Origin of the sequence: Paenibacillus sp. FSL R10-2771 (genome assembly GCF_038000205.1) — a bacterium.
Classification (GTDB): domain Bacteria; phylum Bacillota; class Bacilli; order Paenibacillales; family Paenibacillaceae; genus Paenibacillus_AQ; species Paenibacillus_AQ phytohabitans.
Window position 1 is genome coordinate 161219 of the sequence record NZ_JBBOBM010000001.1, and the last position, 24238, is coordinate 185456.

A 24238-nucleotide genomic window follows, 5' to 3' on the forward strand; every position below is an offset into this window, starting at 1 on the left:
TGGGCGGTATGGTGAAACTAAAGGGATAAATCCCTCTAATTCCGCAGAAAGTTGGCGGTATGGGGAAACTAAAGGGATAAATCCCTCTAATTCCGCAGAAAGTTGGCGGTATGGAGAAATCAAAGAGATAAATCCCACTAATTCCGCTGAAAGTGGGCGGTATGGAGAAATCAAAGGGATAAATCCCACTAATTCCGCTGAAAGTCGGCGGTATGGGGAAACTAAAGGGATAAATCCCACTAATTCCGCTGAAAGTCGGCGGTATGGAGAAATTAAAGGGATAAATCCCACTAATTCCGCCGTACGTTGGCCAAAGGAGGGAATGAGGAGCATTAGTGCCCTTGAATTCCCCGGATGCGAGCTAAAAGAGCAAATGAGGAGCATTAGTGCCCTTGAATTCCCCGAATGCGAGCTAAAGGAGCAAATGAGGAGCATTAGTGCCCTTGAATTTCCCAAATGCGAGACAGGTCGTACAAGCCCTCAGCTTGCTTCACCCGTAAGGGTAATTTTGTTCAAATATAAGAAATTATATGTTTCACATGATCCACTTAACCTTCTATTTCTCGCTGAAACGGCTACGCCATCCTTTTAAAGGACGCGTAGCCGTTTCCACTTGTTATATATAGGCTAGGCGCTTGAATATATGACCTGTTAAGAGTTACTCTGCGTGAGTGCTCAGATCACATTTGTCCAGCGGGACAATGCTGCTCTTGCGAAACCAGCCGTAGCCTAGCCAGATCAGAAGGAACAGCGGTACGCTGACATAAGAGACCAGAATGCCGTACCAGTCGATTTTGGAACCGGTGAAGGCGCCCATGTTCTGGCCGAATACGGCCACCAAGCAGAGGGCGAAGGCAAACAGCGGACCAAACGGGAACCATTTCGCCCGGTAAGGCAGTTCATCCAGCGAATGCCCCTGCTTGACGAAGGCGCGGCGGAAGCGGTAATGACAGACAGCAATCCCTAGCCAGTTGATGAAGCCGCACATCCCGGAGGCATTCAGCAGCCAGTTGTAAACTGCGCCGTCTCCGAAGAAGGAGGCGAGGAAGGCCAGCATGCCGACAGCTGTGGTCACGAGCAGCGCGCCTACAGGCACGCCTCTGCGGTTCAGCTTGCCGAGGGCACGCGGAGCCATGCCGTCCTTCGCCATGGCGTACAGGACACGTGTAGAGGCATACATCCCGGAATTCCCGGCAGACAGCACGGAGCTGAGGATGACGGCGTTCATTACGGAAGCGGCAATTGCCAGTCCGGCTTTGTTAAAGACGATCGTGAACGGGCTGACACCGATATCATCAATCCCGCCGCGGAGCAGATCGGGATTCGTATAAGGAATCAGCAGACCAATTACGAGAATGGCAAAGATATAGAAGATCAGGATGCGCCAGAATACCTGGCGGATGGCTACCGGTACATTCTTGCGGGGATTCTCACTCTCGCCCGCAGCGACCCCGACCAGCTCCGTCCCCTGGAAGGAGAATCCGGCGGCCATGAAGACGCCGACGAAGGCGAAGAAGCCGCCGTGGAACGAGCTGCCTCCCAGCTGGAAGTTGCTGAGCCCCACTGCCTTACCGCCCATAATACCGAAGATCATAAGGACACCGACAACGAGGAAGACAATGACGGTGATAATCTTAATGATGGCAAACCAATATTCTGACTCGCCGTAACCGCGCGAGGAGAGGAAGTTCAGGCCGAACATGATCAGCAGGAACAACAGGCTCCAGAGCATGGAAGGGCTGTCCGGGAACCAGTATTTAATAATGACGGTAGCAGCTGACAGCTCCGCCGCTATCGTTACCGCCCAGTTGTACCAGAAGTTCCAGCCGATGGCGAAGCCGAAGGCGGGGCTGACAAAACGTGTTCCGTACGTGCTGAAAGAACCGGAATCCGGCAAATAGGTAGCCAGCTCGCCGAGGCTGGTCATCAGGAAATAGACCATGATGCCGACTGCGGTATAGGCAAGCAGTGCTCCGCCCGGACCGGAGGAGGCGATCGCACCGCCGCTGGCCAGGAACAGCCCGGTTCCGATGGAACCGCCCAGGGCGATCATGGTCAGATGTCTTGCTTTGAATGTTTTGCGCAGGCCCGGAGTACTGGCGTTACCCGCCTGTAATGCCGGCTGCTTCTCTTGCTTCGCTTGCATGAATAGGACACTCCCTTTAAGTTGTTGGTTCGGTTCACAGCGGGGAGTTGCTGCAGCCTGCTTGGCCCTGTGTCTTCTGCTTAGCGTTATGCACACAAAAAAACCGCAGACGGACGCTGCGGTTTCCTGATTATAGGCTCCGCATCATACTCCCTGTTAAGATAGCGCAACACGGTGCAATTCCCGCAGTTTCCTGGCAGGCATATACACGGTGACAGTTCCGCGCCTTTCGGCTGACGGCCCCAATCTGGGCTGCTAAACTAAGAGCAGCAGCCCGGATTTCGGCGGATATTCCTTTCGGCGCGTATCATAGATGGCTCTTAGGCATCTCCACGCGCGTACTCTTTATATCCGCGACCTCTACCTCATCCTAGGTATGATGAGGCTATCTTGTAACGATATGAACAACAGGAATCAGTATAATGCAACTTAGCCTCGCAGGCAATGACAAAATACGGCAGGTTGACGTCAGGTCCGCCGGCGCTCCGACATCTGCTGCCAGACGGTGCCCGCGGCCTCTTCGCCGGACAGAATCCGCTCCAGCGCCATCTTGGCCTGCAGCCCGACCTCGAATTCAGGATCCTCGGCCGCAATGCTCAGGGCTTCCTGGGCTTCGGCCGTGCCGACCTCATACAGGAAGCGTGCCGCCCGCCAGCGCACCAGCTTGCTGGCGTCACGCAGCGACGCCGTCATCACCGGCGTCGCTGCCGGGTCGCCGATGTCGGACAGTGTGTCGCCGGCGGTGCGCCGGACGGCGGGGGCGCTGTCCTGCATCGCCTCATAGAGCAGCTCCATCGCCCCTGGCGTGCGGATGTCGCCAAGGTACACGACCGCCAATCTGCGGATATGCAGCTTGGGGTCGTGCAGCGCCGTGCGCAGCTCCGGCAGGAGCTGCTCGCTCGGCGCCAGATCCTCCAGCGCGGCGTAGCGCACGCGCCAGTCCTCATCATGCAGGTCCCGCAGCAGCTCGGCCTGCTCTTTCTTGTGCCGCTGCTCGACGAACTCGCCGGCAGCCCCGTGCGCGATCGCCTGCTGCACGAGGGAGTCGAGGCGTTCCTGCGGATACGCCGCCTCCAGCTCCTGCTCGACCTCGCGCGCAATGTCCGGCGGCTCGCCGTAACGTACGCCGTAATCGGTGAGCTTACGCTCCTTGATCAGCACGGCGCTGGCCACATCGGTCACCGCCTGCGTGAAGCGGCTCGACAAGGCGATGCGCTCCTCCTTCGCGCCGGTTTTGACGCGGATCTGAATCGGGATCGCGCGGAACATCTGCACGAACACCTGGGCTTCCCCGAAATGGGCGCCGGCGTTCTCATCCTCCAGGCTGAAATCGGCGGCGAGGCCGTCCGCGCCGAAGCGGTTCTGGACCTCGCGGAGAATAGCGGCCCAATCGGCACTGCCCTTGCGTTCCAGGGCCGCGAAATCGGCAGCGTGATAGATACTGGTGACGCCCGGAATTTCCAGCATATCCTGCGCCCAGGAAGGGGCAGAGCGCCGGCTTTCCGGCGTGTAGGTCCGGCGGATGCCGGGTTCCAGACTTTCGTCCAGGTGAAGCTTCATCGTATTTGGACTCGGAGTCGGTTCAATAAAGGTAATCTTCATACGTCAGCTCCTCTTTGATAAGTGGCATAAGCACCGTGCGCTTTACCCGCATTTTACATCATTTCAGCGGTGGAACACAAAAGGGCAGAGGTCTGAACCCGCTAAAATTTAAAATATTAGGACAGATAAGAGATACATAAGTTAATAACTTCCAGCCCACTCGTTACTGCGGTGTACATTTGGACTTCCGGCCGCTGTTGTCTCCGGATTTCCTGATTCATAACCGCTGTCAGCGTTAGATTTGTTAATCTTCTATTTCACACTGACGTTTCCGTTTGGGCCAAATGGGTAACATTTGTAAGGAGTGGCATTACACATCGGCACACTCTTGTACGCACCTGCATACCTCTGTGATTTTGCAAATGGCTCTGCGGAACCCTATAGTTAGAGTATCTGATTTGCCGCACCAGAGAGATCCGGCAGAGCGGTTATAAGGAGTGGTTTCAACCATGGCTAAAATACGCTATAACAACATCGATAATGTAAGTACCGATAAAACGCTTAAGGAATTCCGCCAATGGCGCGAGGAACGCCGCCGGAAGAAGAAGGATTATACCTATAAGGTGCCGAATCATCCGCCGCAGCTCAGTTATCTGGCCGGAAACCGGCTGGAAACAACGATTACGTGGATCGGGCACTCCACTTTTTTTCTGCAATATGAAGGGCTTAATATCATTACGGACCCGATCTGGGCGCGCAGACTGGGGTTTGAGAAGCGGATCGGGCAGCCGGGGATCCCCCTCGGCGATATTCCGCCGATAGACCTTATCCTGATTTCCCATTCCCATTATGATCATCTGCACATCGCTTCCATCCGCAAATTGTACCGGGCAGGGACGACGACCCTTGTGGTCCCGGAAGGACTGAAGCGCAAAATGCTACGTAAAGGGTTCACGGACTGCCTGGAGATGCAGTGGTGGCAGGAGCTTACGCTCGGTGCCGTCAAGCTGACCTTTGTCCCGACCCAGCACTGGACCCGGCGGACACCGTTTGATACGAATTCCTCGCACTGGGGCGGTTATGTGCTTCAGCCGGCGGACCCGCAGAAGCATCCGGAGGGCGAAGAGGGCAAGGGGCAGCGCAAGCTTCCGCCGAATCTGTATTTTGCCGGAGACAGCGGCTTCTTCCCGGGCTTCAAGGAGATCGGCAGCCGCTTTAAGCTGCATGTCGCACTGATGCCAATCGGGGCCTATGAACCGGAGTGGTTCATGAACTCCCAGCATGTGAATCCCGAGGAGGCTGTACAGGCGTTCCTGGATGTAGGGGCAGAGCTCATGATTCCGATGCATTTCGGGACGTTCCGGCTGGCTGATGATACCGCGCGCGAAGCACTGGACCGGATGGAGCTGGCGCGTGTGGCACAAGGGATCAGTGAGGAACGTATCCGTACATTAGGTTATGGAGAGACACTGGTGGTGCATCCCGAAGAGCGCCCGCCCGGACAATAACTGCCGGCGGCTGACCGGGAGAAGTCCCGCATAACCCTTCTACTTAAAAATATAAGAAATTATATGTTTCACACGATAACTTATCCTTCTATTTCTCGCTGAAACGGTGCCTTCCTTAAAAGGACGGCAAAGTTGTTTCCACTTGATAAGATATTTGCCCGGAAAAGGGCAAAGATGCCCCTTAAAGGGCTACAATTACGGGCCATTTGCCTTGATTTTATGCTATAATGAGCCGGAACCCTAAGTGAAAAGGATGGTAATGCTTAATGATTAGCACAAGCGGCGTAACACTCCGCTACGGAAAACGCGCACTATTTGAGGACGTAAACATAAAATTCACACCCGGCAACTGCTATGGTCTGATCGGCGCGAACGGCGCCGGCAAATCGACCTTTCTAAAGATCCTGTCCGGAGAGATCGAAGCCAACATCGGCGATGTGCATATTACACCCGGTGAACGTCTGGCTATACTGAAACAGAACCATTTCGAGTATGACGAATTCCTGGTACTGGAAACGGTAATTATGGGCCATACCCGCCTTTATGAGATCATGAAGGAGAAGGATTCCCTGTATGCCAAGAGCGACTTCACGGAAGCTGACGGCCTTCGCGCCGGTGAGCTGGAAGGCGAATTCGCTGAACTGAACGGCTGGGATGCAGAGCCGGATGCTGCTGCAATGCTGATCGGACTTGGTATTATGCGCGAAATGCATGACAAGAAAATGGCCGAACTCAGCGGCAACGAAAAGGTCCGGGTACTCCTGGCGCAAGCCCTGTTCGGACGTCCGAACAACCTGCTGCTCGATGAGCCTACCAACCATTTGGATCTTGAATCCATCGGCTGGCTGGAGAACTTCCTCATGGACTACGAAGGCACCGTTATCGTGGTATCCCATGACCGTCACTTCCTGAACAAGGTCTGCACGCATATTGCGGATATCGATTTCGGCAAAATCCAGATGTATGTCGGCAACTACGACTTCTGGTACGAGTCCAGCCAATTGGCCCAGGCCCTGCAGCGCGACTCGAACAAGAAGAAGGAAGACAAGATGAAGGAGCTGCAAGCCTTTATCCAGCGCTTCTCGGCTAATGCTTCCAAATCGAAACAGGCTACTTCCCGTAAGAAGCAGCTGGAGAAGATTACACTGGACGATATCCGTCCCTCCAACCGTAAATATCCGTTCCTGAACTTCAAGCCTGAACGTGAAGCCGGCAAACAGCTGCTTACGGTCAGCGGACTGAGCAAGTCGGTTGACGGTGAGCAGCTGCTGGATGAAGTCAGCTTTGTCGTGAACAAGGGCGATAAGATTGCCTTTGTGGGTCCATACTCCCAGCCGAAATCACTCCTGTTCGATGTCCTTATGGGCGAGAAGGAAGCGGATGCCGGTGAATATACTTGGGGCGTTACAACAACCCAGGCTTATTTCCCTAAGGACAACTCGAGTTATTTCGACGGTGTGAATATGAACCTGGTAGAATGGCTGCGCCAGTATTCCAAGGATCAGGATGAAACTTTCCTGCGCGGATTCCTGGGCCGGATGCTGTTTGCCGGTGAAGAAGCACTGAAGAAGGCGAGTGTACTGTCCGGGGGCGAGAAGGTCCGCTGCATGCTGGCCAAGATGATGCTGAACGGGGCGAATGTGCTCGTGTTCGATGAGCCAACCAACCACTTGGATCTGGAATCGATCACAGCGCTCAATAACGGCCTGATTGACTTTGACGGCACCATCCTGTTCACTTCCCATGACCATCAGTTCATCCAGACAATCGCCAACCGCATTATTGAAATTACACCGGCTGGTGTCATCGACCGCTCGATGAGCTATGATGAATATCTGGAGAATCCGGAAATTAAGGAAATGCGTGCACGCATGTATCCTGTAGAGGCTTAAGAACTAGATATAGGTAGGATGAACGGTAATGAGTTCATACGAAAACGGCTGCGTCGTCCCGGAAGGGATAACGCAGCCGTTTATGTTCACATATAAGAGTGTAAGAAGCCTAGGATCCGCCTGTACGACGGCGCTGATTGTTTGGCTTCTTATTGTTCTGGCTTTTCAGCGGCTTCGCGGAACCGGCTTGAAAAGTTGAACCCGGTTTACCCGAAGCATGCTGTTTCTTCTGTTCAAGCTTCTGGCGGATCGCCTCGGCCAAATTAATTTTTGGTTTATCATTGTTCTCGCTCATTATGTTAACCCCCTTAGGCAGCAAGTCCTTTTCCTTATTCTAATTGTTTTTAAATGCTGCCACAAGGGCAAGAATAACTCAAAGAAAGTTTTCCTGTATTTATGTGACAAGGATGGAGATTGACAGGGGGTAGCTGGGATGTCCGATATTTATGAAGATATACGCAAAGGAGAAAAAGGCGCGCTGGTCAGTATTGTCGCTTATCTGGTTTTGTCAGCTTTCAAGCTGGTCTGCGGCTACTTGTTCGCTTCCAGCGCTCTCCTGGCAGACGGCTTTAACAATCTGACCGATATTGTGGCTTCACTGGCCGTGCTGATTGGTCTGCGCATCTCGCGGAAGCCGCCGGATTCAGACCATACCTACGGGCATTTCCGGGCCGAGACGGTCGCTGCGCTGATGGCTTCTTTTATCATGGCAATGGTCGGCATTCAGGTTATTGTGGAAGCGGTGCGATCCTTGTTTGAAGGAGCGAAGGCAACGCCGCAGCTCTGGTCGGCGGGAGTTGCCCTGGTGTGTGCCGTAGCCATGATGGGGGTATATATATATAACAAGCGTTTGGCGAAGCAGATTAACAACAATGCGCTGATGGCTGCAGCCAAGGATAATTTCTCGGATGCCATGGTTAGTATCGGAGCTGCAATAGGTATCGTTGGAGCACAGTTCGGCCTTCCCTGGATCGATTCCGCAGCCGCTGTTGCTGTAGGACTGCTGATCTCCAAGACGGCCTGGGACATATTCCGCGACTCCACTTACCGGCTGACTGACGGCTTTGACGAAGATAAACTGCTTGATCTGCGCAGCACCATTGCCCGGACACCGGGAGTGGAGGGCATCAAGGATTTGAAAGCCCGGGTTCATGGCAATCATGTGCTGGTTGATGTAGTGGTACAAGTGAATGCACAGATGACGGTAATGGAGGGTCATGCCATCAGTGACTCCATCGAAGAGCGGATGAGTAAGCTGCATAACATCATGAATGTGCAGGTTCACGTCGAACCCAAGGATTAACATTCCTTAATTTCTCCTAGTTAGCTGTAATTTCCACCAAATCCAAGGAGAAATCGTGACTATAGACCTGGGTGTTACCATAAGATGGAAAGGTTTTTTGTGAAATTTGGAGCATGTTCCAAATCCCGGGCAAGCCTATAATGAGGGCAGAAAGCAACAAACGTAGCGCGCGCCGTTGTTGAATTCTCAATACGCTAAGCGGGGGAACGCTATGATCGTATCACATAAGAAACTGACAGCATCGTTATTGGTCTCGGCAACACTTGCACTATCCTTGGGAGTGTTAAGTCCTCAGCAGTCCTTCGCCGCATCGGCTTCTGCCAATTCGTCTTTGGCTGCGTCGGCGGTACAGACAGGTATAATTCAATCCTCGGTGCGGCTGCGCACGACTCCATCTACCAGCGGTAAGGTATTGAAGTACCTCAGTAAGGGAGATCAGGTAACAATTCTGGAAGCGACGAACAGCTATTGGTACAAAGTCAGAACTGCAGACGGCGAGATCGGTTATACCAGTGCGGGAGACCAATACATCAGTGTGATTACGGCTCCTGTGGCTACACCTGCAGTACAAACAGCAGTCATCCAGTCCACAGTCCGTCTTCGGGAGACACCTTCCACAAGCGGTAAAGTGCTGGGTTACCTATACAAGAATGACCAGGTAACAATCCTGGAAGAGACCAATAGCTATTGGTACAAAGTAAGAGCAGCTAACGGTACAACCGGATATACAAGCTCTGCGGATCAATATATTGAAGCAACGGCGGCACCTGCTCCTGCGCCTGTTCCGACACCAATACCGACACCGGTGCCAACACCGATACCGACACCTGCACCTACGCCAGTTCCTACGGCTCCGCCGCAGGCTGCTGTGATTGAAAGTGTAATAGCCGCAGGCATGGGCTACCTCGGTACACCGTATGAGTACGGGTCCAGCCGGAATGATACCAGCACGTTCGACTGCTCGGATTTCATCCGCCAGATTTTCATGGATGCAGCGAATTTGAAGCTGCCTGCCGACTCCCGGCAGCAGGGAGACTGGGTGAAGCAGAATAGTAATGTAATAACGGACATTGCTGGGTTGAAACGCGGTGATTTGATGTTCTTCATGGATTATAAGGGAAGCTCGGCTTCCGCCTATGCGGGGATCGACAAGTCTGCAGCAAGAATTACGCATGTAGCGATGTATTTGGGAGACGGGCAGTTGTTACAGACGTATTCCGTATCTTCCGGCGGCGTTAGAGTAGACAAATTAAGCGCTTCTTGGATGAACCGTTTCCTTTATGGAGGCTCGGTCATCCGCTAATATAACAATAGATGTAGAGAGCATGAAGCGGCAGTAGTACAAGTTTGTGACGGGTGAACTAACTAGGGCAGATGTTTTGTGGGGTTATCCTTTCAGTAGATTCTTCTACTGAAAGGATAACCCCTTTTCCGTTTATACACAGCAAAAAGGCCGTCAGGACTAACGTCCATGGGCCTCTTGAGTATACCAACTGCGAAGTCATAGCAAAGGTAGCACATCAGCTGTTATGACTTCGCTTATCGTTAAGTATTTATGGAGTAATTACATAAGCGGAAGCAGGAACCTTGAGCCAAGCTTTGCCCAGCCAAGTATATACTTCTCTCCACTCATTGCCCCAAGTGTCGGTCATGATTACACCTGTTGTATCGACAGTCTGCGCACCCAGCCAGCCGATAGGAGCCATGCTGCCCACGGAAAGGTGGAAAGCAGTGATCTTGGTCAGGATAATCTGAGGAGTCGCTAGTTTGATGTCTGCTGGAGTGATTACAGTGTCGAATGGCTCCAGGTATGTACTTCCGGTTACAGACACTGCTGCATCAGAAGTAGGTGTAGTGGTAGTAGTAGTAGTAGTACCTGTTACTTCAGCAGCAGAAGCGGTTGCTGCTATGGAAGCCATAAGACCCATTGCTACTGTTAAGCTGGCTAATTTTTTCATCGATGATTCCTCCTGATTTTGGTTTAGTAGTGTACTTTAACATGTTCGTGCTGTGCTAATAAGCATGTAAACATAAAGTGTATGTAATGAACCAGACATCGGAATGAAATATTTTAATTTTGTTTTATGCCGGGGCGGCCTTGTATTTATGATTCAGAGGGCAAGTGACAACCTGAGAGGAAAGGCCTATACTTTCTGAAGGGTGAATAGGATATATCAAGCGGGAATAAGTTGCATAAATAGAAATAAGCCCGGGGCTTCTCGTGGAAGCCTCAGGCTCTACAGCAATGCTTGGGTTGCAGTTAGCGGAATGAATGACTACATTGATCTTCCTCTGCGTCCCATAAAGAGCGAAACAATGAAGAGAACGAGGAAGATGTAGAACAATACTTTGGCAATACCTACAGCGGCTGCCACGATATTGAAGAAACCGAAGATACCGGCAATCAGAGCAACTACCAGCAGAATTACTGACCATCTTAACATGAGATGTCATCCTTTCTGTGTGGTGATGTAGTCATTGTTTAAACGGTGCCTATCATTTTGAAACAAACAGAAGGGGATGGTCTTTAAGGCGCTTGACAATTTGTTTCGGCCTAATTCCGTAAGGGTAACTATGCAGTAACAGGCAGAGCAAACGACAGTATAAGACATTCGGAAGGGGTTATGGAAATGATCATTGAACTTAGCGTAGCACTAGTTGCTGTTGCATTCGCAGTCCTCGTATTCTTCTTAATTAAAACCTTGAAATCAGCGAAGGAATCCCTCGACAAGGTCAGTCAGACTCTGCAGGAAGTGCAAAAGACCATTGATGAGCTTACGTATGAAGTGAAAACAACGGTCAGACATGCCAACGATATCACTGCCGATGTTCAGGGCAAAATTCAGAAGATTGATCCTATTGTCGATTCTGTGAAGAACCTCGGTGATGTAATGAATGAACTGACACTGACCGTGAAGCAGGTATCGGTAACCGTCATTGAGAAATTCCGCAAATCACGTGAACTGAAGGATAAGGCCAAATCCGTATCTATTGCAGAAGTTCCGCTTACTCCGTCCGAAGAAAGAACGATTCAATCCTACGAAGCGGTAAACGAAAGCAAGTCCAAGGGTAAAATAGCAACAGCGCTTAAGGGCGTGGATGCTGCAGCCGCCATCTGGCAGAAGTTCCGCCATTAATCAGGTTAAGTAGCGCAGGGTTCAGGCCAAGGGCAATTACAGCTTATGAGAGGCGGGAGTTTATATGAAAATCGTTATTCTTTTGCTTAGTCTGCTTTCTCCCTTTATCACCATTCCGCCGCAAGCTGAGACTGTCCCTGCCGCTTCTTCGGCAACCGTGCAACCGCCGGTAAGGCTCGCATTCGAGCATAGTGTCAATACAGTTCCCTACATAAGCAGTTTCGAGTCTCTGGCGGGGGTTACCCTGTATATGCCGGAAGAAGCGCTGCTGCAGACCAAAGGTATCCCGCCTGAGATTACTCCGGACCCTTGGGGAGATTGCCTTGAATATCAATATGCTGACGTCTCCGCCGGTGTTTGTGAGGGTGTTGTCCTCTATGTACATGCTTCACCTTCCCAGGCAGAACAATTCGGCCTGAATCTTAACGGTCAGGAGCTGAATCCGGTAACTTCCAGCCTGCAGGAGACATTAGGGGCCCCGGATTTTGAAGCCGAGGACGGCGATGTATATATAAGAGGAAGTGCAGCGCTCAAAGTCTACCGCAATATGAACACCGGACAATGGGAGGGTATTGATTTATTTGACGGAAATTCTTTCTGAGGCTGTTTCAAGGGCGGCAATTCAGGTTAATGAATGCTCAGTCATCTTTTACCTGCGTTGCCCTCTTAAACAATACAAGGAGAGTGATTTCATGGATTCAATCGGTACTCAGGCATATGCCAAGTTGCTGGAGAATGGTGTTCAGGCGATAGAAGAAGTGAATCGGCTGCGTAGCAGCGGTTATACAAGAGATGACCTCTACGTGATCAGTCACGATGAAGACCGTGAAGGCCGTATCGTGGATGCTGCAGACGTGAATGAGGTCGGGCTTAGCGAAGAAGGATTATTTGGTGCGATTGCTAACCTTTTCCGTTCACGAGGCGATGCTCTCCGGTTCAAGATTACTTCGCTCGGCTTCAGTGCGGCGGAAGCGGCATTTTATGAGAAGGAGCTCGATCTGGGCAAAGTTCTCGTTATCGCCAAAAGAAATCCGAAATAATTGCCGGTCAGCTTTCTGTGACCTCTATAGTCCAATAGCGTAACCTCCAGCCCCACTACAAGCAGTGGGGCTGGAGGTTACTTTGTTGAAGACGAGGGCCTGATTCTCTTCCAATATCTTGATATATGGAAACAGGCCGTTCAAATATCGTATGATAGAGTGATAGAATTACAGGTTTTACGGTCCTAATACTATTCGTGTGAGGTGAGGGAGCTTGAGAATTTTAATCGTAGATGACAATCCGACCAATGTAATCATTATCCGTGAAATCCTGAAAAAAGAAGATTACCGGAATTTTATAACGGCTTCGTCCGCTAAAGATATGTTGAAGCTGCTCGGTGTGGGTTCTGGCAGTGATGAGAAGCGACCTAAGCAGTCGGATATCGATTTGATACTGCTGGATATGATGATGCCGGAGATGGACGGGATTGAGGCATGCCGTGTGGTTCAGCAATATGAGCATCTGAAGGACATTCCCATTATTATGGTCACCGCTGTGGGAGATTCCAAGAAGCTCGCAGAAGCACTGGATGCAGGTGCCGTAGATTATGTTACGAAACCGATTAACAAGGTGGAGCTGATGGCCCGCATCCGTCTGGCCCTGCGGCTGAAACGCGAGAAGGATTGGCATAAGGAGCGGGATCAGCGCATCCAGGATGAGCTGAAGCTGGCTGCCTTAGTGCAGAATGCAGTACTCAGCTTGCCGCTTACCGAGGAAACGTTTGAGGTGCATGCCATTTATCAGCCGTCCTTTGAGCTGGCCGGTGACTTATACGCCTGGTATCCGCTGGGTGACGGGCGTTATGCTGTCATTCTGCTGGATATGATGGGACACGGGATTTCTTCATCGCTGTTCTGTATGTTCCTGGCCTCGGTATTGAAGGATACCGTGACTACCTATGTGGAGCCGGAGAAGGTTATTCAAGAACTCAACAGGCGTTTCAACCAGCTCTATATTGAGAAGCAGCTGGTCCAGTATTACTTCACGGCAATCTATCTTGTCATTGATACACGGATGAAGCGGATTGATTATGTGAATGCCGGACATCCGCCGGCGCTGCTCTTCGAAGGAGAGGCCAAGACCCCGGTTCTGCTGGAGAGCAACTGCCACCCGGTCGGGCTGTTTGACCGGATTGATATCCAGCCGCAGAGCCTCAGCTATGAGGAAGAAGGACATCTGGTGCTGTTTACAGACGGCTTGCTGGAGATGGTCCAGGGAGAGCAGGCAGAACAGCTCGAATTCATGATCGGGCATTTGAATGCCGGTCATGACTGGCAGGAAGAAGTTATGCGCACTGCTTTCCTGAATGAGCCTGTGAATCAGGAGCGCGATGACGACAAGTGTCTGGTATGGATTTCGCTGAAGAAAGGGACAGATAGGGAATGAAAATAAAGGCTAAACTGCTAATCGGCTTCAGTGCCATGCTGGCCATTATGCTGGCTCTTACCATGATCGGGTATGACCGGCTACATTATATGAGCGGACAGCTTGACAGCTTCCAGGAGAGATACAGCAAAGGCCGCTCCTCTTCAGGGCTTCGCGGTGAAGTGAATGATATGGCACGGATTTTAACCACCTCGATGCTTAACGCGGATACACTCTCTGTGGATGCACAGAAGGCGGAAATTAACAGCAAGGTGCTCAAAGCCGAGGATCATCTGAAGAATATACAGGACTCCATGAAGACCACAGAAGAATTACAGCTGTTATCGCGGATTGAGGCTTCTTATTCTGCGTATAAGAATTATCAGAATAAAGTGCTGGAGATGCTGACTGCCGGGTACTTCCAGAATGCCAATACTTACCGTAATACAGAAGGACAAGATATCCAGAACGAGGTGCTGAACAGTCTGAACGCACTTTCCGATTATAATGCCTTCCGGATGACCGATGAGACCGCCAAAGCCAAGGAGGCCTCCGAGCGTTCGATTCAGATGGTAACCCTGATTATGATTGTGGGACTGCTGCTGGGGCTTGGGGTGATCCTGTGGGTTATCCCGAGTATTACGCGCGGTCTGAGTGTCGTATCCATGATGATTACCAGCTTTGGTAACGGCAAGATGCGGGCGATCCGGCGGATCAAGGTCAAATCCAAAGATGAGATTGGTGATGTAGCCCGCGTGTTCCAGCAGATGGCTGAGGATATTGAGCAGAAACAGCAGCTTGAGAAATCCTATGCCCAGGCGCAGAGTGATCAGGCTTGGCTGAATGCGAACATAGCCCGGGTAACGGAGCTGCTGCGCGGAGTCAGTTCACTGGATCAGGTATCGCAGACTTTTATCAGTGAGTTCACACCTGTGCTGGGAGCCCAGTACGGTGCTGTATATTTGAAGGATCAGAATAATCCGAACCTGCTGGTCAGCAGCGCTTTCTATGCCGGTGAGGAAGGCATCAAACCGAAGGAGAGCTTCGAGATCGGTCAGGGGCTGGTCGGGCAGAGTGCCTTGGACAAGCTGCCGATCAAGCTGACAGAGGCACCGGATAACTATATTTCCGTTTCCTCCGGATTCGGGGAATCGCATCCGGGTTACATTTCCATCCATCCGCTTTTATTTGAAGATGAGCTTATGGGGGTAGTGGAATTCGCTTCCTTTACTCCTTTCTCGGTGCTGCAGAATGAGCTGCTTCATCAGCTATCGAATAATTTGGGTATCATTCTGAATAATATCAGCCGCAGGCTTGTCGTTGAAGAGCTGCTGCGGGAATCGCAGGCGCTCACAGAAGAGCTGCAATGCCAGTCAGAGGAACTGCAGACCCAGCAGGAAGAACTCCGCCGTTCCAACGAGAATCTTGAGGAACAGACAGATGCGCTGAAGCGTTCCGAGGAGCTGCTGCAGCGCCAGCAGGGAGAGCTGGAGCATTATAATACGGAACTGGTCGCCAAGACCCATGCGCTGCAGGAGCAGGTGCAGGAGGTCGAAGAGAAGAAGGATGAGATTGAGCAGGCCCGCGTCCAGCTTGAGAAGCAGGCGATGCAGCTTGCGGTGACCAGCAAATACAAATCTGAGTTCCTGGCGAATATGTCCCATGAGCTGCGGACGCCGCTGAACAGCCTGTTAATCCTGTCTCAGCTTCTTACGGAGAATAAAGAAGGGAATCTGAGCGACAAGCAGGTGGAATTCGCCCATACCATCTATATGTCAGGTGCGGACCTGCTCAAGATGATAGATGAGATCCTCGATTTGTCCAAGGTGGATGCCGGCAAAATGGAGCTCAATTACGAAGAGATTCCGCTTACGGAGCTAAAGACCTTCGTGAAGCAGAACTTTGCGCCGTTGGCCAGTAAGAAGGGGCTGTCGCTGCGCTTATCCTTCGAAGAGCCGCTGCCGGACCATGTGTTCACGGACAGCCACAGACTGAAGCAGGTGCTCCGCAATCTCTTGTCCAATGCGTTCAAATTTACCAGCGAAGGACATGTGGAGTTCTCCGTCAGCCGGGCGGACACCAAGCAGCTGCCTTCCTATCTGCCGCATGAATTTGAATACATTGCACTGTCCGTCAAGGATAGCGGAATCGGCATCCCGTCTGACAAGATGGATATTGTCTTTGAGGCTTTCCAGCAGGTCGACGGGACAACCAGCCGCAAGTATGGGGGCACAGGTCTAGGTCTGTCGATCAGCCGCGAGCTGGCCCGTCTGATGGGCGGGGCAATTGGACTGGAATCGCGCGAAGGACAAGGAAGCATCTTCACCTTGTACCTGCCGGTCAAAGGGAATTACAGCCTGCTGCCGGGAGTGGCAGAAGCAGCCGCTGCACGGGATGCGGCGACGCTTGAAGAATACCGGGACGAACGTTCATGGGATGAAACCGGCGATGTGACCCCTACGCCCCTCGTGCCGGTTATTGTTGAGGACGACCGCGAATCGCTGACCGCCGGCGACAAGGTTCTGCTCATTATCGAGGATGACGAGAGCTTTGCCAAGATACTGCTCGGCATGGCCCGCGGCCGCGGCTTCAAGGGACTGGTGGCTCTTCAGGGAGATACCGGCCTGCAGATGGCCAAGACCTATTTGCCTGACGCGATTATTCTCGATATCCAGCTGCCCGTCATGGACGGCTGGTCCATACTCAGGGAACTTAAGGGTGCATCCCAGACCCGGCATATCCCTGTGCATGTGATTTCCGTGAACGATGAGATTAAGCAGGGCCTCATGATGGGCGCGATGGCCTACCTAAGAAAGCCTTCTTCCCGCGAAGCGCTGGACCGGGCATTCTCGCAGATTGAGAACTACACCGCCAGCACACTTAAGCATCTGCTCATTGTAGAAGATGATGATATCCAGCGCCGATCCATCATGGAGCTTATCGGGCATGATGATGTAGCCATTACTGCGGTTTCCACCGGCCATGAAGCCCTGGGCGAGCTGCGCAAGCAGAGGTACGACTGTATGGTCCTCGATCTTATGCTGGAGGATATGACCGGGTTCGAGCTGCTGGATCAGATCCGGGACGATGAAGAGCTGAATGATCTGCCGATCATTATTTACACCGGTAAAGATCTGGACAGCAAAGAAGAGACACAGCTGCGTAAATATGCGGAATCGATCATTATCAAGGATGTCCGCTCGCCGGAACGGCTGCTGGATGAAACTACGCTGTTCCTGCACCGGGTAGAGGCTAATCTTCCGGAAGATAAGCGTAAAATTCTGCAAAAGCTGCACAATAAAGAAGAATTGTTCGACGGCAAAAAAATATTGCTCGTTGATGATGATATCCGAAACGTCTTTGCCCTCTCCAGTGTTCTCGAAGGGTATCACATGGAAGTGAAGTTCGCCGAGAATGGGCGGGAGGCCATAGATATGCTGGTGGAGCAGACGGATTATGATCTGGTGCTTATGGATATGATGATGCCGGAAATGGACGGCTATGAAGCGATGCGCCGTATCCGGCAAATGCCGCAGTACCAGAAATTGCCGATTATTGCACTTACGGCCAAGGCGATGAAGGAGGACCGGGCGAAGTGTATTGAGGCCGGAGCGTCCGATTATATGAAGAAACCGATCAGTACAGATCAGCTTCTTTCCTTAATGCGTGTCTGGTTGTATTCGTAAGGGCGATTTCGGGGTAATAGCTATACAGTACCATTTGGAACGAGTCCGGAAATAAGGCTTAGGCAAGGGAGTATTGATAACAATGACAGCTATGGATCGCGGATATGAGGAGCAGGCTATTCAGGCAGGGAGCAAACAGGAGCTTGAACAGATTGAAATTGAGCTGCTTCTTAGCGGGGTACACCGTCTATATGGATATGACTTCAGGAATTATGCGCTGCCTTCATTGAAACGGCGTATCTGGCATCATGTCCATGCCGAGAATGTGCCCAGCATATCCGCCCTGCAGGAGAAAGTGCTGCATGACCGTGCCTGCTTTGAACGGTTTGTATACAGTCTTTCGATCCCTGTAACGGAAATGTTCCGCGATCCGGGACTCTTCCTGACCTTCAGGCAGAAGGTGGTCCCCCTGCTGCGGACCTATCCGTATATCCGGATCTGGCATGCCGGCTGTTCCACAGGCGAAGAGGTATATTCCATGGCTATTATGCTGCATGAGGAAGGGCTTTACGACAAGGCACGGATTTATGCAACGGATATGAACGCCCGTTCCCTGCAGCAGGCCAAAGAAGGCGTGTATGAGATCGGGAAGATGAAGCAATATACCAAGAATTATCTGGAGGCGGGCGGTACACGCGCGTTCTCGGAATACTACACTGCAAAGTATAATTCAGTGATTCTGCAGCCTTACTTGCGCAAGAATATTATTTTTGCCGAGCATAATCTGGCGACAGACACTTCATTTAATGAATTTAATGTTATTTTTTGCCGCAACGTAATGATCTATTTCAACGATGAGCTCCGCGATCATGTTCATGGCTTATTCCACGAAAGTCTCAGCCGGTTTGGAGTGCTGGTCCTTGGTTCCAAGGAATCCATTCATTTCACGAAATACAGTGACAGCTACGAAGCTTTGGACAGGGTGGAAAAAATATACCGCAAGAATAAGTAGCGGGTAAGGAGGGGCCTATGGGGGTTCAGGAACCGATTCATATACTGCTGGTTGACGACCGTCCCGAGAATCTGCTGGCACTGGAAGCAGTGCTTGAGAGTCAGCATTACAAGCTTGTCAAAGCCAATTCTGGTGAAGAAGCACTGCGGTGCTTATTAAGATATGAATTTGCAGTTATCGTACTGGACGTGCAGATGCCGGGTATGGACGGAATCGAAACCGCCAAATTAATCAAAGCCAGAGAGAAAACCAAGGATATTCCGATCATATTTATCTCTGCCAACAGCAAGGAGGCGGAGCATCTGTTCGCGGGTTATTCTGCCGGTGCCATTGATTATATGGTCAAACCATTTATTCCACAGATCCTGAAGTCCAAGATCGAAGGCTTTGTTAACATGTATCTGACCAGCAAGAAGCAGCAGCTTCAGTCTATGCTGCTGCAGCAGAAGACGCAGGAACTCGAGCGGATTAACGGGGAACTGGTCAAAGCCAAGGAAGAGGCGGAGATTGCCGCTAATGCCAAGACCGAATTCCTCGCGATGATGAGCCATGAGATCCGTACGCCGATGAACGGGGTAGTAGGCATGATCGATCTTCTGATGGAGACGGAGCTTGCTCCTGAGCAGAAGGAATATACGGAGATCATCCGTAAAAGTGCGGATACCCTGATTACGGTCATTAACGATATCCTTGATTTCACCAAGATGGAATCAGGCAAAATGGAAATGGAAGAGCAGTTGTTTGAGCTGCAAACCACCATCCAAGAGGTGTTTAGCTTATTTTCTGCGGAAGCAGGCAAAAAGAATCTGGAGCTGGCTTATTTCATCGACCAGAAGCTGCCGAAGCTCATTTACGGGGATATGGCCCGTTTGCGCCAGGTATTAATTAATCTGGTGGCCAATGCGGTCAAATTTACCAACCAGGGCGGCGTATATTTGGTTGCGTCCAGCGTGCCTACAGCTGATAATAAACTGGTAGTGGAATTTACAGTGAAAGATACAGGCATTGGAATTTCACCGGAGAAATGTGACCGGCTGTTCCAGCCCTTCTCTCAGCTTGATTCATCCATGACCCGCAAATACGGAGGGACAGGCCTGGGGCTCGCCATCTGTAAGTCGCTTGTTGGGATGATGGGCGGAGATATCCGTGTGGAGTCGATGGAAGAGAAGGGAGCTACATTCGTATTCACGATACAGGTAGCTGTCCCGGAGGATGAACTGGCAGGCAGCTGCCAGGAGGAACAGAGTGCGGGGAAAGTGGTTGACCGGCATTGGCGCAGCAAGGTGCTTGTCGTGGATGACCATCCGATCAACCAGCGACTGATGGTAAGCATGCTGGACAAGCTTGGCTATAATGCCGAGGTTGCCGAGGATGGCAGCCAGGCTGTAGAGATGGCCCGGAACTCTGCTTACGATTTTATATTCATGGATCTGCAGATGCCGGTGATGGACGGGCTGACAGCAACCTCCAGGATTCGCGAGGACAGCGGCGGTTCCCCGGACAAGACCATTATTATTGCCATGACTGCGAATGTCATGGAGGGCATCCAGAATCGCTGCACCGCTGCCGGAATGGACGGCTATATCAGTAAACCGCTCAAGCTAAGCAGCATCAAGCAGATTATTTCCCGGTATTCTGTCAAGGATAACCCCGCTGCCCAGCGGAATGCCTCACTTTTTAATGCATGATCCAGTAATTACCACAGCCGTTAAGTCCCCATTGTTGTTTCAACAGTGTTCCATTAGGGTTATTGGTAAAGAAAACATTTATCAGGAGAGTTGTCTATGAATACACATAAAAGCGAAAAGTTCCACGCAAAAACCGAAACAGAAGGCACAGTATGCACCGTTTATCTGATTGGAGAGCTCGATTTGTCTGTGGCTCCTGATTTCCGTCTGGTCATGGAACCCCTAGTGGGAGATACGGGACTTGATCTCGTGATTAATCTTAAGGATTTGAGATACATTGACAGCACAGGCATCGGGATTTTGTTGTCGATTCTCAAAGCAAGACACGGAATGGAAGTTAAATTTGCCGTTGAGGAAGTTCCTCCACAAATACAGAAATTGTTTGATATGACCGGCATTTCCAAGTTTTTTGCCCCCCAAGAGAATTCCCACTAGGAAAGGATCGAACTAAGGATGAGTGATGACGTGCAAAGAGTAGTTCTTCAGTTACCCGCCAGTGCAGAATATGTCGATATCGTCAGACTTAATTTATATGGCATTGCCTCTAAGATGGGTTTCACTTACGAAGATATTGAGGATATGAAGGTAGCAGTCTCGGAAGCCTGTAACAACTCCGTGCTTTATGCTTACGGGCAGGAAGACGGTTTGGTTGATGTAATCTTTGAAGTAGGATCAAGTGCTTTGTCCATTACTGTCAAAGATGAGGGGGAGAGCTTTGACGGTTTGGATTCGTCCGATGAACGTATGACGCTGCATGACAAGGAGCTGAATGATGTTCAGGTGGGCGGACTGGGATTTTATTTAATGCAGGCGCTTATGGATGACGTTAGCGTCGTTAGCGAAGCAGGGAAAGGGACAGTCGTTACCCTGACTAAGCGGCTTAATTACAGCGAGGAGAAAGTATGAACGACAAAGTGACTCCCCCAGAGTCCATGAATGAAGCAGTAAGCCTGATCTGGGAATACCAGCAGACGAAAGACAATGAAATAGCTACAGTGCTCATCCGTAAATACGAGCCCATGGTGAAGATGGCAGCCGGCAAAATTGCCCGTAACCGTCCGGATCTCTATGAAGATCTGTATCAAGTGGGACAAATGGCGCTGATCCGGCTGTTGCAGCAGTATGATATTAGTCTGGGGATACCTTTTGAGCCCTATGCTATGAAAAGCATGATCGGACATATGAAGAATTTCCTGCGTGATAAATCCTGGTACATACAGGTTCCAAGACGGATCAAAGAAAAAGGCGCACTTGTACAGCAGGCCATTGATGAACTTACCATTCGATTGGAACGTTCCCCTGCGGTGGAAGAAATTGCCCATTATCTGGATCTTACCGTGGAAGAAACTGTAGAAGTACTGGCCGGCAGGGAATGTTATCATTATGTCTCCCTGGATTCACCGCTCTCACAGGAAGAGACGGGTGCTACACTCGGCGAATTGATCAGCTCTGACGCCAATGACTATGAGACTGTGGAGAAACGTATGGATCTCCAGCAGGCTCTGGGACAGCTGAAGGAGCAGGAACAGCAGGTGCTGCTGCTGGCCTTCCAGGATGGCCAGTCACAGCGTGCCATCGCCCAGAAGCTCGGGGTATCGCAGATGAGTGTTTCCCGCATACAGAAGCGTGCTACCGAGAAGCTGAAGCAGATTATGGCTAACTCCTCTTATTAAGCTTAAGAAGTATGCCTTTATATTGAATAGCAGGACAAGCCCTTCCCCGCCGGGATAGGGCTTGTTTTGCTGTAGGCAGGAATAATCTCCCGTAGTTCCACGAGCAACACCCCTCCTGCAGTCTATTCTGGCGGGAGTAGGCTGCAGGAGGGGTGAGCGGGAAATTCACTTAGCTGTTGGCATCAATATACTTTTTGATTTCTCCAAGATATTCCCCGATAACCGGCACATCAAGAAACAAACTAAGAATATAGCCCAATAAACCGAGGATCACGAACGTACCAAGGGAAAGCCCCAGGCCTCTGGATACGCCGGCCATCAGATTAGTAATGATCCGCTTCTTGGGGTCCGTATAATTCTCTAGAATATCCTTGAATTCTGATTTTTCGAGTGAATCTGCGATTTTGTCGAGCCGTGCATTCAAGCGTTTGACCTCATGCCGCAGCTCGAAGGGATGCTCATCAACTTCATAAGCTTTAGTTCTGGTGTCCGCTTCTCCCATAAGGCGTACCTGCTTTCTATAGCCTGGAACAGGCTTTATTGAGAATATGAGGGTATAATCCATTTCGGCTTAGTGTGGGCCTATAAGCCTAAAAAAGGCATGCATAAATAGAGAGCAGCCAGCTACGGCGAGCTGGCTGCTCTCTTGTACTGCCTAAAAAGGCCGTATATCGCCGTTTTTAATAATTGGACTTGTAAGAGGATTTAACTTCCTCTTTAGCATCCTTAGCTTCATCAGCTATGTCTTTGGAAGCATCTTTAGCCTTGTCGGCTACCTCTTTAGAGGAGTCTTTGGCTTCATCCGTGACATCCTTGGAAGCGTCTTTAACGTCACCAGCCACATCCTTGGAGGCTTCGCTTACAGTTTCACCAATCTTCTTGCCTGTTTCCGACAATGTAGCAGCAATTTGTTGTTTGCTGTCGCTGACCGTTGTGAAGATGTCGGAGGCTTTAGCAGATACTGTACCTGCCAGATCGGTTGCTTTTTCGCTGACTGTAGTTGCCAGCGTTTTGGTCTTGTCTGTTACGGCTCCTGCAACCTCTTTGGTTTTGTCAGTGGCAATCGAGAGCTTGTCCGACAAATCACTGCGCATTTCACGACCGGGTTTCGGTGCGAACAACAGTGCCGCCGCAGCCCCAAGCAGACCGCCTATAAAAATTCCCTTGAAAAATGTGCCGCCGCTTTCTACTGGATATTCCGTTTCTGCCTTGTTCATCACCAATCACTCCTCATTAGATTATTATGATTTGAACTCCGGCTGCTATGCTGCCTGCCGTCATTCAAATTCAGGATAGCCTGAAGTATCTTACTTCGTATATAAACGTAGGGGTATATACTGAAACAGTTGGTGAGCATGGGAAAGATTGCCGGAGTATAGGGAAGCATCCCGGCAATAAAGGGTCTTTTCTATATATAAACGGCCACATTTACGGCTTTACAAACGGTTGATTGATGAAGAAAGGAAGGGGGTAAGAGATACTAAATCACAGCGCCTATATACATCTCATATAAGGAGCATTTATCCCCTGTTTAAGATATGGTGAAGGTTCCAACATCTATGGAGGTGCAAAGTTTATGATTAAAGTAGTCACATCAGCAGAGCGTCATACTTCGAATAGAGAATGGATACACAGTGAATTCAGCTTTTCTTTTGCCGATTACGATGACCCCAGCAATGCCCACTTTGGCGCACTGCTGGCCCATAACGACAATGAATTGAAGCCGGAGCAAGGCATGCATGAGCATCCGCATCATGATCTGGAGATTATTACTTATGTAGTTTCCGGAGTCCTGAAGCATCAGGATGATCTTGGTAATCATGCGGATCTGCAGGCCGGAAGTGTACAGATGATTAGCGCGGGTACAGGCATCAATCATTCGGAGACGAACCCGTCCCTAAGCTCGAATGTGCGTTTCTTGCAAATCTGGCTGCTGCCGGACCGTCCGGGAATGACGCCGAGGTGGGACGCAAGATTCTTTCCGGAGGAGCTTAAGCTGAACAACCTGCTTCCGGTGGCTTCCGGATCAGCGGACAAGGGAGCGCTTAAGCTGGGCGAGGATGTTACGGTCTATTTGTCCCTTCTGCAGACGAACCGGGAGCTGCATTATCCGCAGCAAGAGGAGCGGCGCACTCATATTTATCTGATTTCCGGGAATCTGGAGATTAGCTGCTCAGACGGCGTGTTTCAGCTTCAGCAGGGAGATGCGGCGCGTATCCGTAAGAGCTGTGATCTGACGATTAAAGGGACAAGCAATGGCGGAGATGCAGAGTTCATCCTGATTGATCTGCCGTAAATGCCAGGT

The 24238-nt window shown here is 50.8% G+C and carries 22 protein-coding genes and 1 riboswitch; of the genes, 15 read left to right on the forward strand and 7 right to left on the reverse strand.

From position 1 onward, the window contains the following. Nucleotides 1-658: 658 nt before the first annotated feature. Both NSU14_RS00755 and NSU14_RS00760 read right to left on the reverse strand, forming a co-directional pair. Nucleotides 659-2146 carry an amino acid permease gene (locus NSU14_RS00755; protein WP_336101170.1) on the reverse strand — a complete coding sequence of 496 codons (1488 nt, stop codon included), beginning with the start codon at nucleotides 2144-2146 and terminating at the stop codon, nucleotides 659-661. Between the two features lie 154 nt (nucleotides 2147-2300). Then, nucleotides 2301-2517: riboswitch (Lysine riboswitch) on the reverse strand. 97 nt (nucleotides 2518-2614) lie between these two features. After that, the gene (locus NSU14_RS00760) at nucleotides 2615-3748 is read right to left on the reverse strand and encodes a virulence factor (RefSeq protein WP_042140019.1); all 1134 of its coding nucleotides are present in this window, start codon (nucleotides 3746-3748) and stop codon (nucleotides 2615-2617) included. 449 nt (nucleotides 3749-4197) lie between these two features. Here NSU14_RS00760 and NSU14_RS00765 point away from each other — a divergent pair, with 449 nt between their 5' ends. Together NSU14_RS00765 and NSU14_RS00770 are read left to right on the forward strand one after the other, a co-directional pair. After that, nucleotides 4198-5196, forward strand: coding sequence for an MBL fold metallo-hydrolase (locus tag NSU14_RS00765; RefSeq protein WP_340942148.1), 999 nt, complete (start codon nucleotides 4198-4200; stop codon nucleotides 5194-5196). Nucleotides 5197-5462: 266 nt separating this feature from the next. Next, complete coding sequence (locus NSU14_RS00770) at nucleotides 5463-7088, forward strand: ABC-F family ATP-binding cassette domain-containing protein (RefSeq protein ID WP_039309280.1); 1626 nt, start codon at nucleotides 5463-5465, stop codon at nucleotides 7086-7088. Nucleotides 7089-7197: 109 nt separating this feature from the next. Here the strand turns inward: NSU14_RS00770 and NSU14_RS00775 are convergent, their stop codons facing one another. After that, nucleotides 7198-7383, reverse strand: coding sequence for a hypothetical protein (locus NSU14_RS00775; RefSeq protein WP_039309279.1), 186 nt, complete (start codon nucleotides 7381-7383; stop codon nucleotides 7198-7200). A 138-nt stretch (nucleotides 7384-7521) separates the two neighbouring features. Here NSU14_RS00775 and NSU14_RS00780 point away from each other — a divergent pair, with 138 nt between their 5' ends. Next, nucleotides 7522-8391 (forward strand): cation diffusion facilitator family transporter, encoded by an 870-nt coding sequence (locus NSU14_RS00780; protein WP_042140017.1) that lies wholly within the window; start codon nucleotides 7522-7524, stop codon nucleotides 8389-8391. A 211-nt stretch (nucleotides 8392-8602) separates the two neighbouring features. Continuing rightward, complete coding sequence (locus NSU14_RS00785; protein WP_042140016.1) at nucleotides 8603-9694, forward strand: C40 family peptidase; 1092 nt, start codon at nucleotides 8603-8605, stop codon at nucleotides 9692-9694. A 250-nt stretch (nucleotides 9695-9944) separates the two neighbouring features. On the opposite strand, the gene NSU14_RS00790 is transcribed toward NSU14_RS00785, so the two are convergent. Then, nucleotides 9945-10349 carry a hypothetical protein gene (locus tag NSU14_RS00790; protein WP_042140015.1) on the reverse strand — a complete coding sequence of 135 codons (405 nt, stop codon included), beginning with the start codon at nucleotides 10347-10349 and terminating at the stop codon, nucleotides 9945-9947. Between the two features lie 318 nt (nucleotides 10350-10667). Next, nucleotides 10668-10835 carry a DUF1328 domain-containing protein gene (locus NSU14_RS00795; protein WP_042140014.1) on the reverse strand — a complete coding sequence of 56 codons (168 nt, stop codon included), beginning with the start codon at nucleotides 10833-10835 and terminating at the stop codon, nucleotides 10668-10670. Between the two features lie 186 nt (nucleotides 10836-11021). Between NSU14_RS00795 and NSU14_RS00800 the strand changes: the two genes are divergently transcribed. The 10 genes from NSU14_RS00800 (at nucleotide 11022) to NSU14_RS00845 (ending at nucleotide 21933) form a co-directional block, all read left to right on the forward strand. Then, on the forward strand, nucleotides 11022-11528 hold the full coding sequence (locus tag NSU14_RS00800; RefSeq protein ID WP_039309267.1) for a DUF948 domain-containing protein: 507 nt from the start codon (nucleotides 11022-11024) through the stop codon (nucleotides 11526-11528). A gap of 64 nt (nucleotides 11529-11592) precedes the next feature. Next, a complete protein-coding gene (locus tag NSU14_RS00805) occupies nucleotides 11593-12129 on the forward strand; it encodes a hypothetical protein (protein ID WP_052422113.1) in 537 nt (178 codons plus the stop codon). Nucleotides 12130-12220: 91 nt separating this feature from the next. Continuing rightward, a complete protein-coding gene (locus NSU14_RS00810) occupies nucleotides 12221-12568 on the forward strand; it encodes a general stress protein (protein WP_042217668.1) in 348 nt (115 codons plus the stop codon). A 214-nt stretch (nucleotides 12569-12782) separates the two neighbouring features. Next, on the forward strand, nucleotides 12783-13955 hold the full coding sequence (locus tag NSU14_RS00815) for a SpoIIE family protein phosphatase (RefSeq protein ID WP_042140012.1): 1173 nt from the start codon (nucleotides 12783-12785) through the stop codon (nucleotides 13953-13955). Then, a complete protein-coding gene (locus NSU14_RS00820; RefSeq protein ID WP_042140011.1) occupies nucleotides 13952-17620 on the forward strand; it encodes a response regulator in 3669 nt (1222 codons plus the stop codon). Before NSU14_RS00815 ends, NSU14_RS00820 begins: the two co-directional genes overlap by 4 nt. A gap of 82 nt (nucleotides 17621-17702) precedes the next feature. Next, nucleotides 17703-18572, forward strand: coding sequence for a CheR family methyltransferase (locus tag NSU14_RS00825; RefSeq protein WP_042140010.1), 870 nt, complete (start codon nucleotides 17703-17705; stop codon nucleotides 18570-18572). Nucleotides 18573-18589: 17 nt separating this feature from the next. Further along, on the forward strand, nucleotides 18590-20260 hold the full coding sequence (locus NSU14_RS00830) for a response regulator (RefSeq protein ID WP_340942158.1): 1671 nt from the start codon (nucleotides 18590-18592) through the stop codon (nucleotides 20258-20260). Nucleotides 20261-20356: 96 nt separating this feature from the next. Then, entirely contained in the window at nucleotides 20357-20695 is a 339-nt protein-coding gene (locus NSU14_RS00835) for an STAS domain-containing protein (protein WP_039309255.1), read from the forward strand. Nucleotides 20696-20713: 18 nt separating this feature from the next. Next, nucleotides 20714-21166, forward strand: coding sequence for an anti-sigma B factor RsbW (rsbW, locus tag NSU14_RS00840; protein ID WP_042140008.1), 453 nt, complete (start codon nucleotides 20714-20716; stop codon nucleotides 21164-21166). Then, nucleotides 21163-21933 (forward strand): sigma-70 family RNA polymerase sigma factor, encoded by a 771-nt coding sequence (locus NSU14_RS00845; RefSeq protein WP_039309251.1) that lies wholly within the window; start codon nucleotides 21163-21165, stop codon nucleotides 21931-21933. The genes rsbW and NSU14_RS00845 overlap by 4 nt, the downstream gene beginning before the upstream one ends. 169 nt (nucleotides 21934-22102) lie before the next feature. On the opposite strand, the gene NSU14_RS00850 is transcribed toward NSU14_RS00845, so the two are convergent. Both NSU14_RS00850 and NSU14_RS35895 read right to left on the reverse strand, forming a co-directional pair. Then, nucleotides 22103-22435 carry a DUF5665 domain-containing protein gene (locus NSU14_RS00850; protein WP_042140007.1) on the reverse strand — a complete coding sequence of 111 codons (333 nt, stop codon included), beginning with the start codon at nucleotides 22433-22435 and terminating at the stop codon, nucleotides 22103-22105. Nucleotides 22436-22613: 178 nt separating this feature from the next. Beyond that, the gene (locus NSU14_RS35895) at nucleotides 22614-23150 is read right to left on the reverse strand and encodes a YtxH domain-containing protein (protein ID WP_081970286.1); all 537 of its coding nucleotides are present in this window, start codon (nucleotides 23148-23150) and stop codon (nucleotides 22614-22616) included. 359 nt (nucleotides 23151-23509) lie between these two features. Here NSU14_RS35895 and NSU14_RS00860 point away from each other — a divergent pair, with 359 nt between their 5' ends. Then, nucleotides 23510-24229, forward strand: coding sequence for a pirin family protein (locus NSU14_RS00860; protein ID WP_340942161.1), 720 nt, complete (start codon nucleotides 23510-23512; stop codon nucleotides 24227-24229). Nucleotides 24230-24238: the final 9 nt, after the last annotated feature.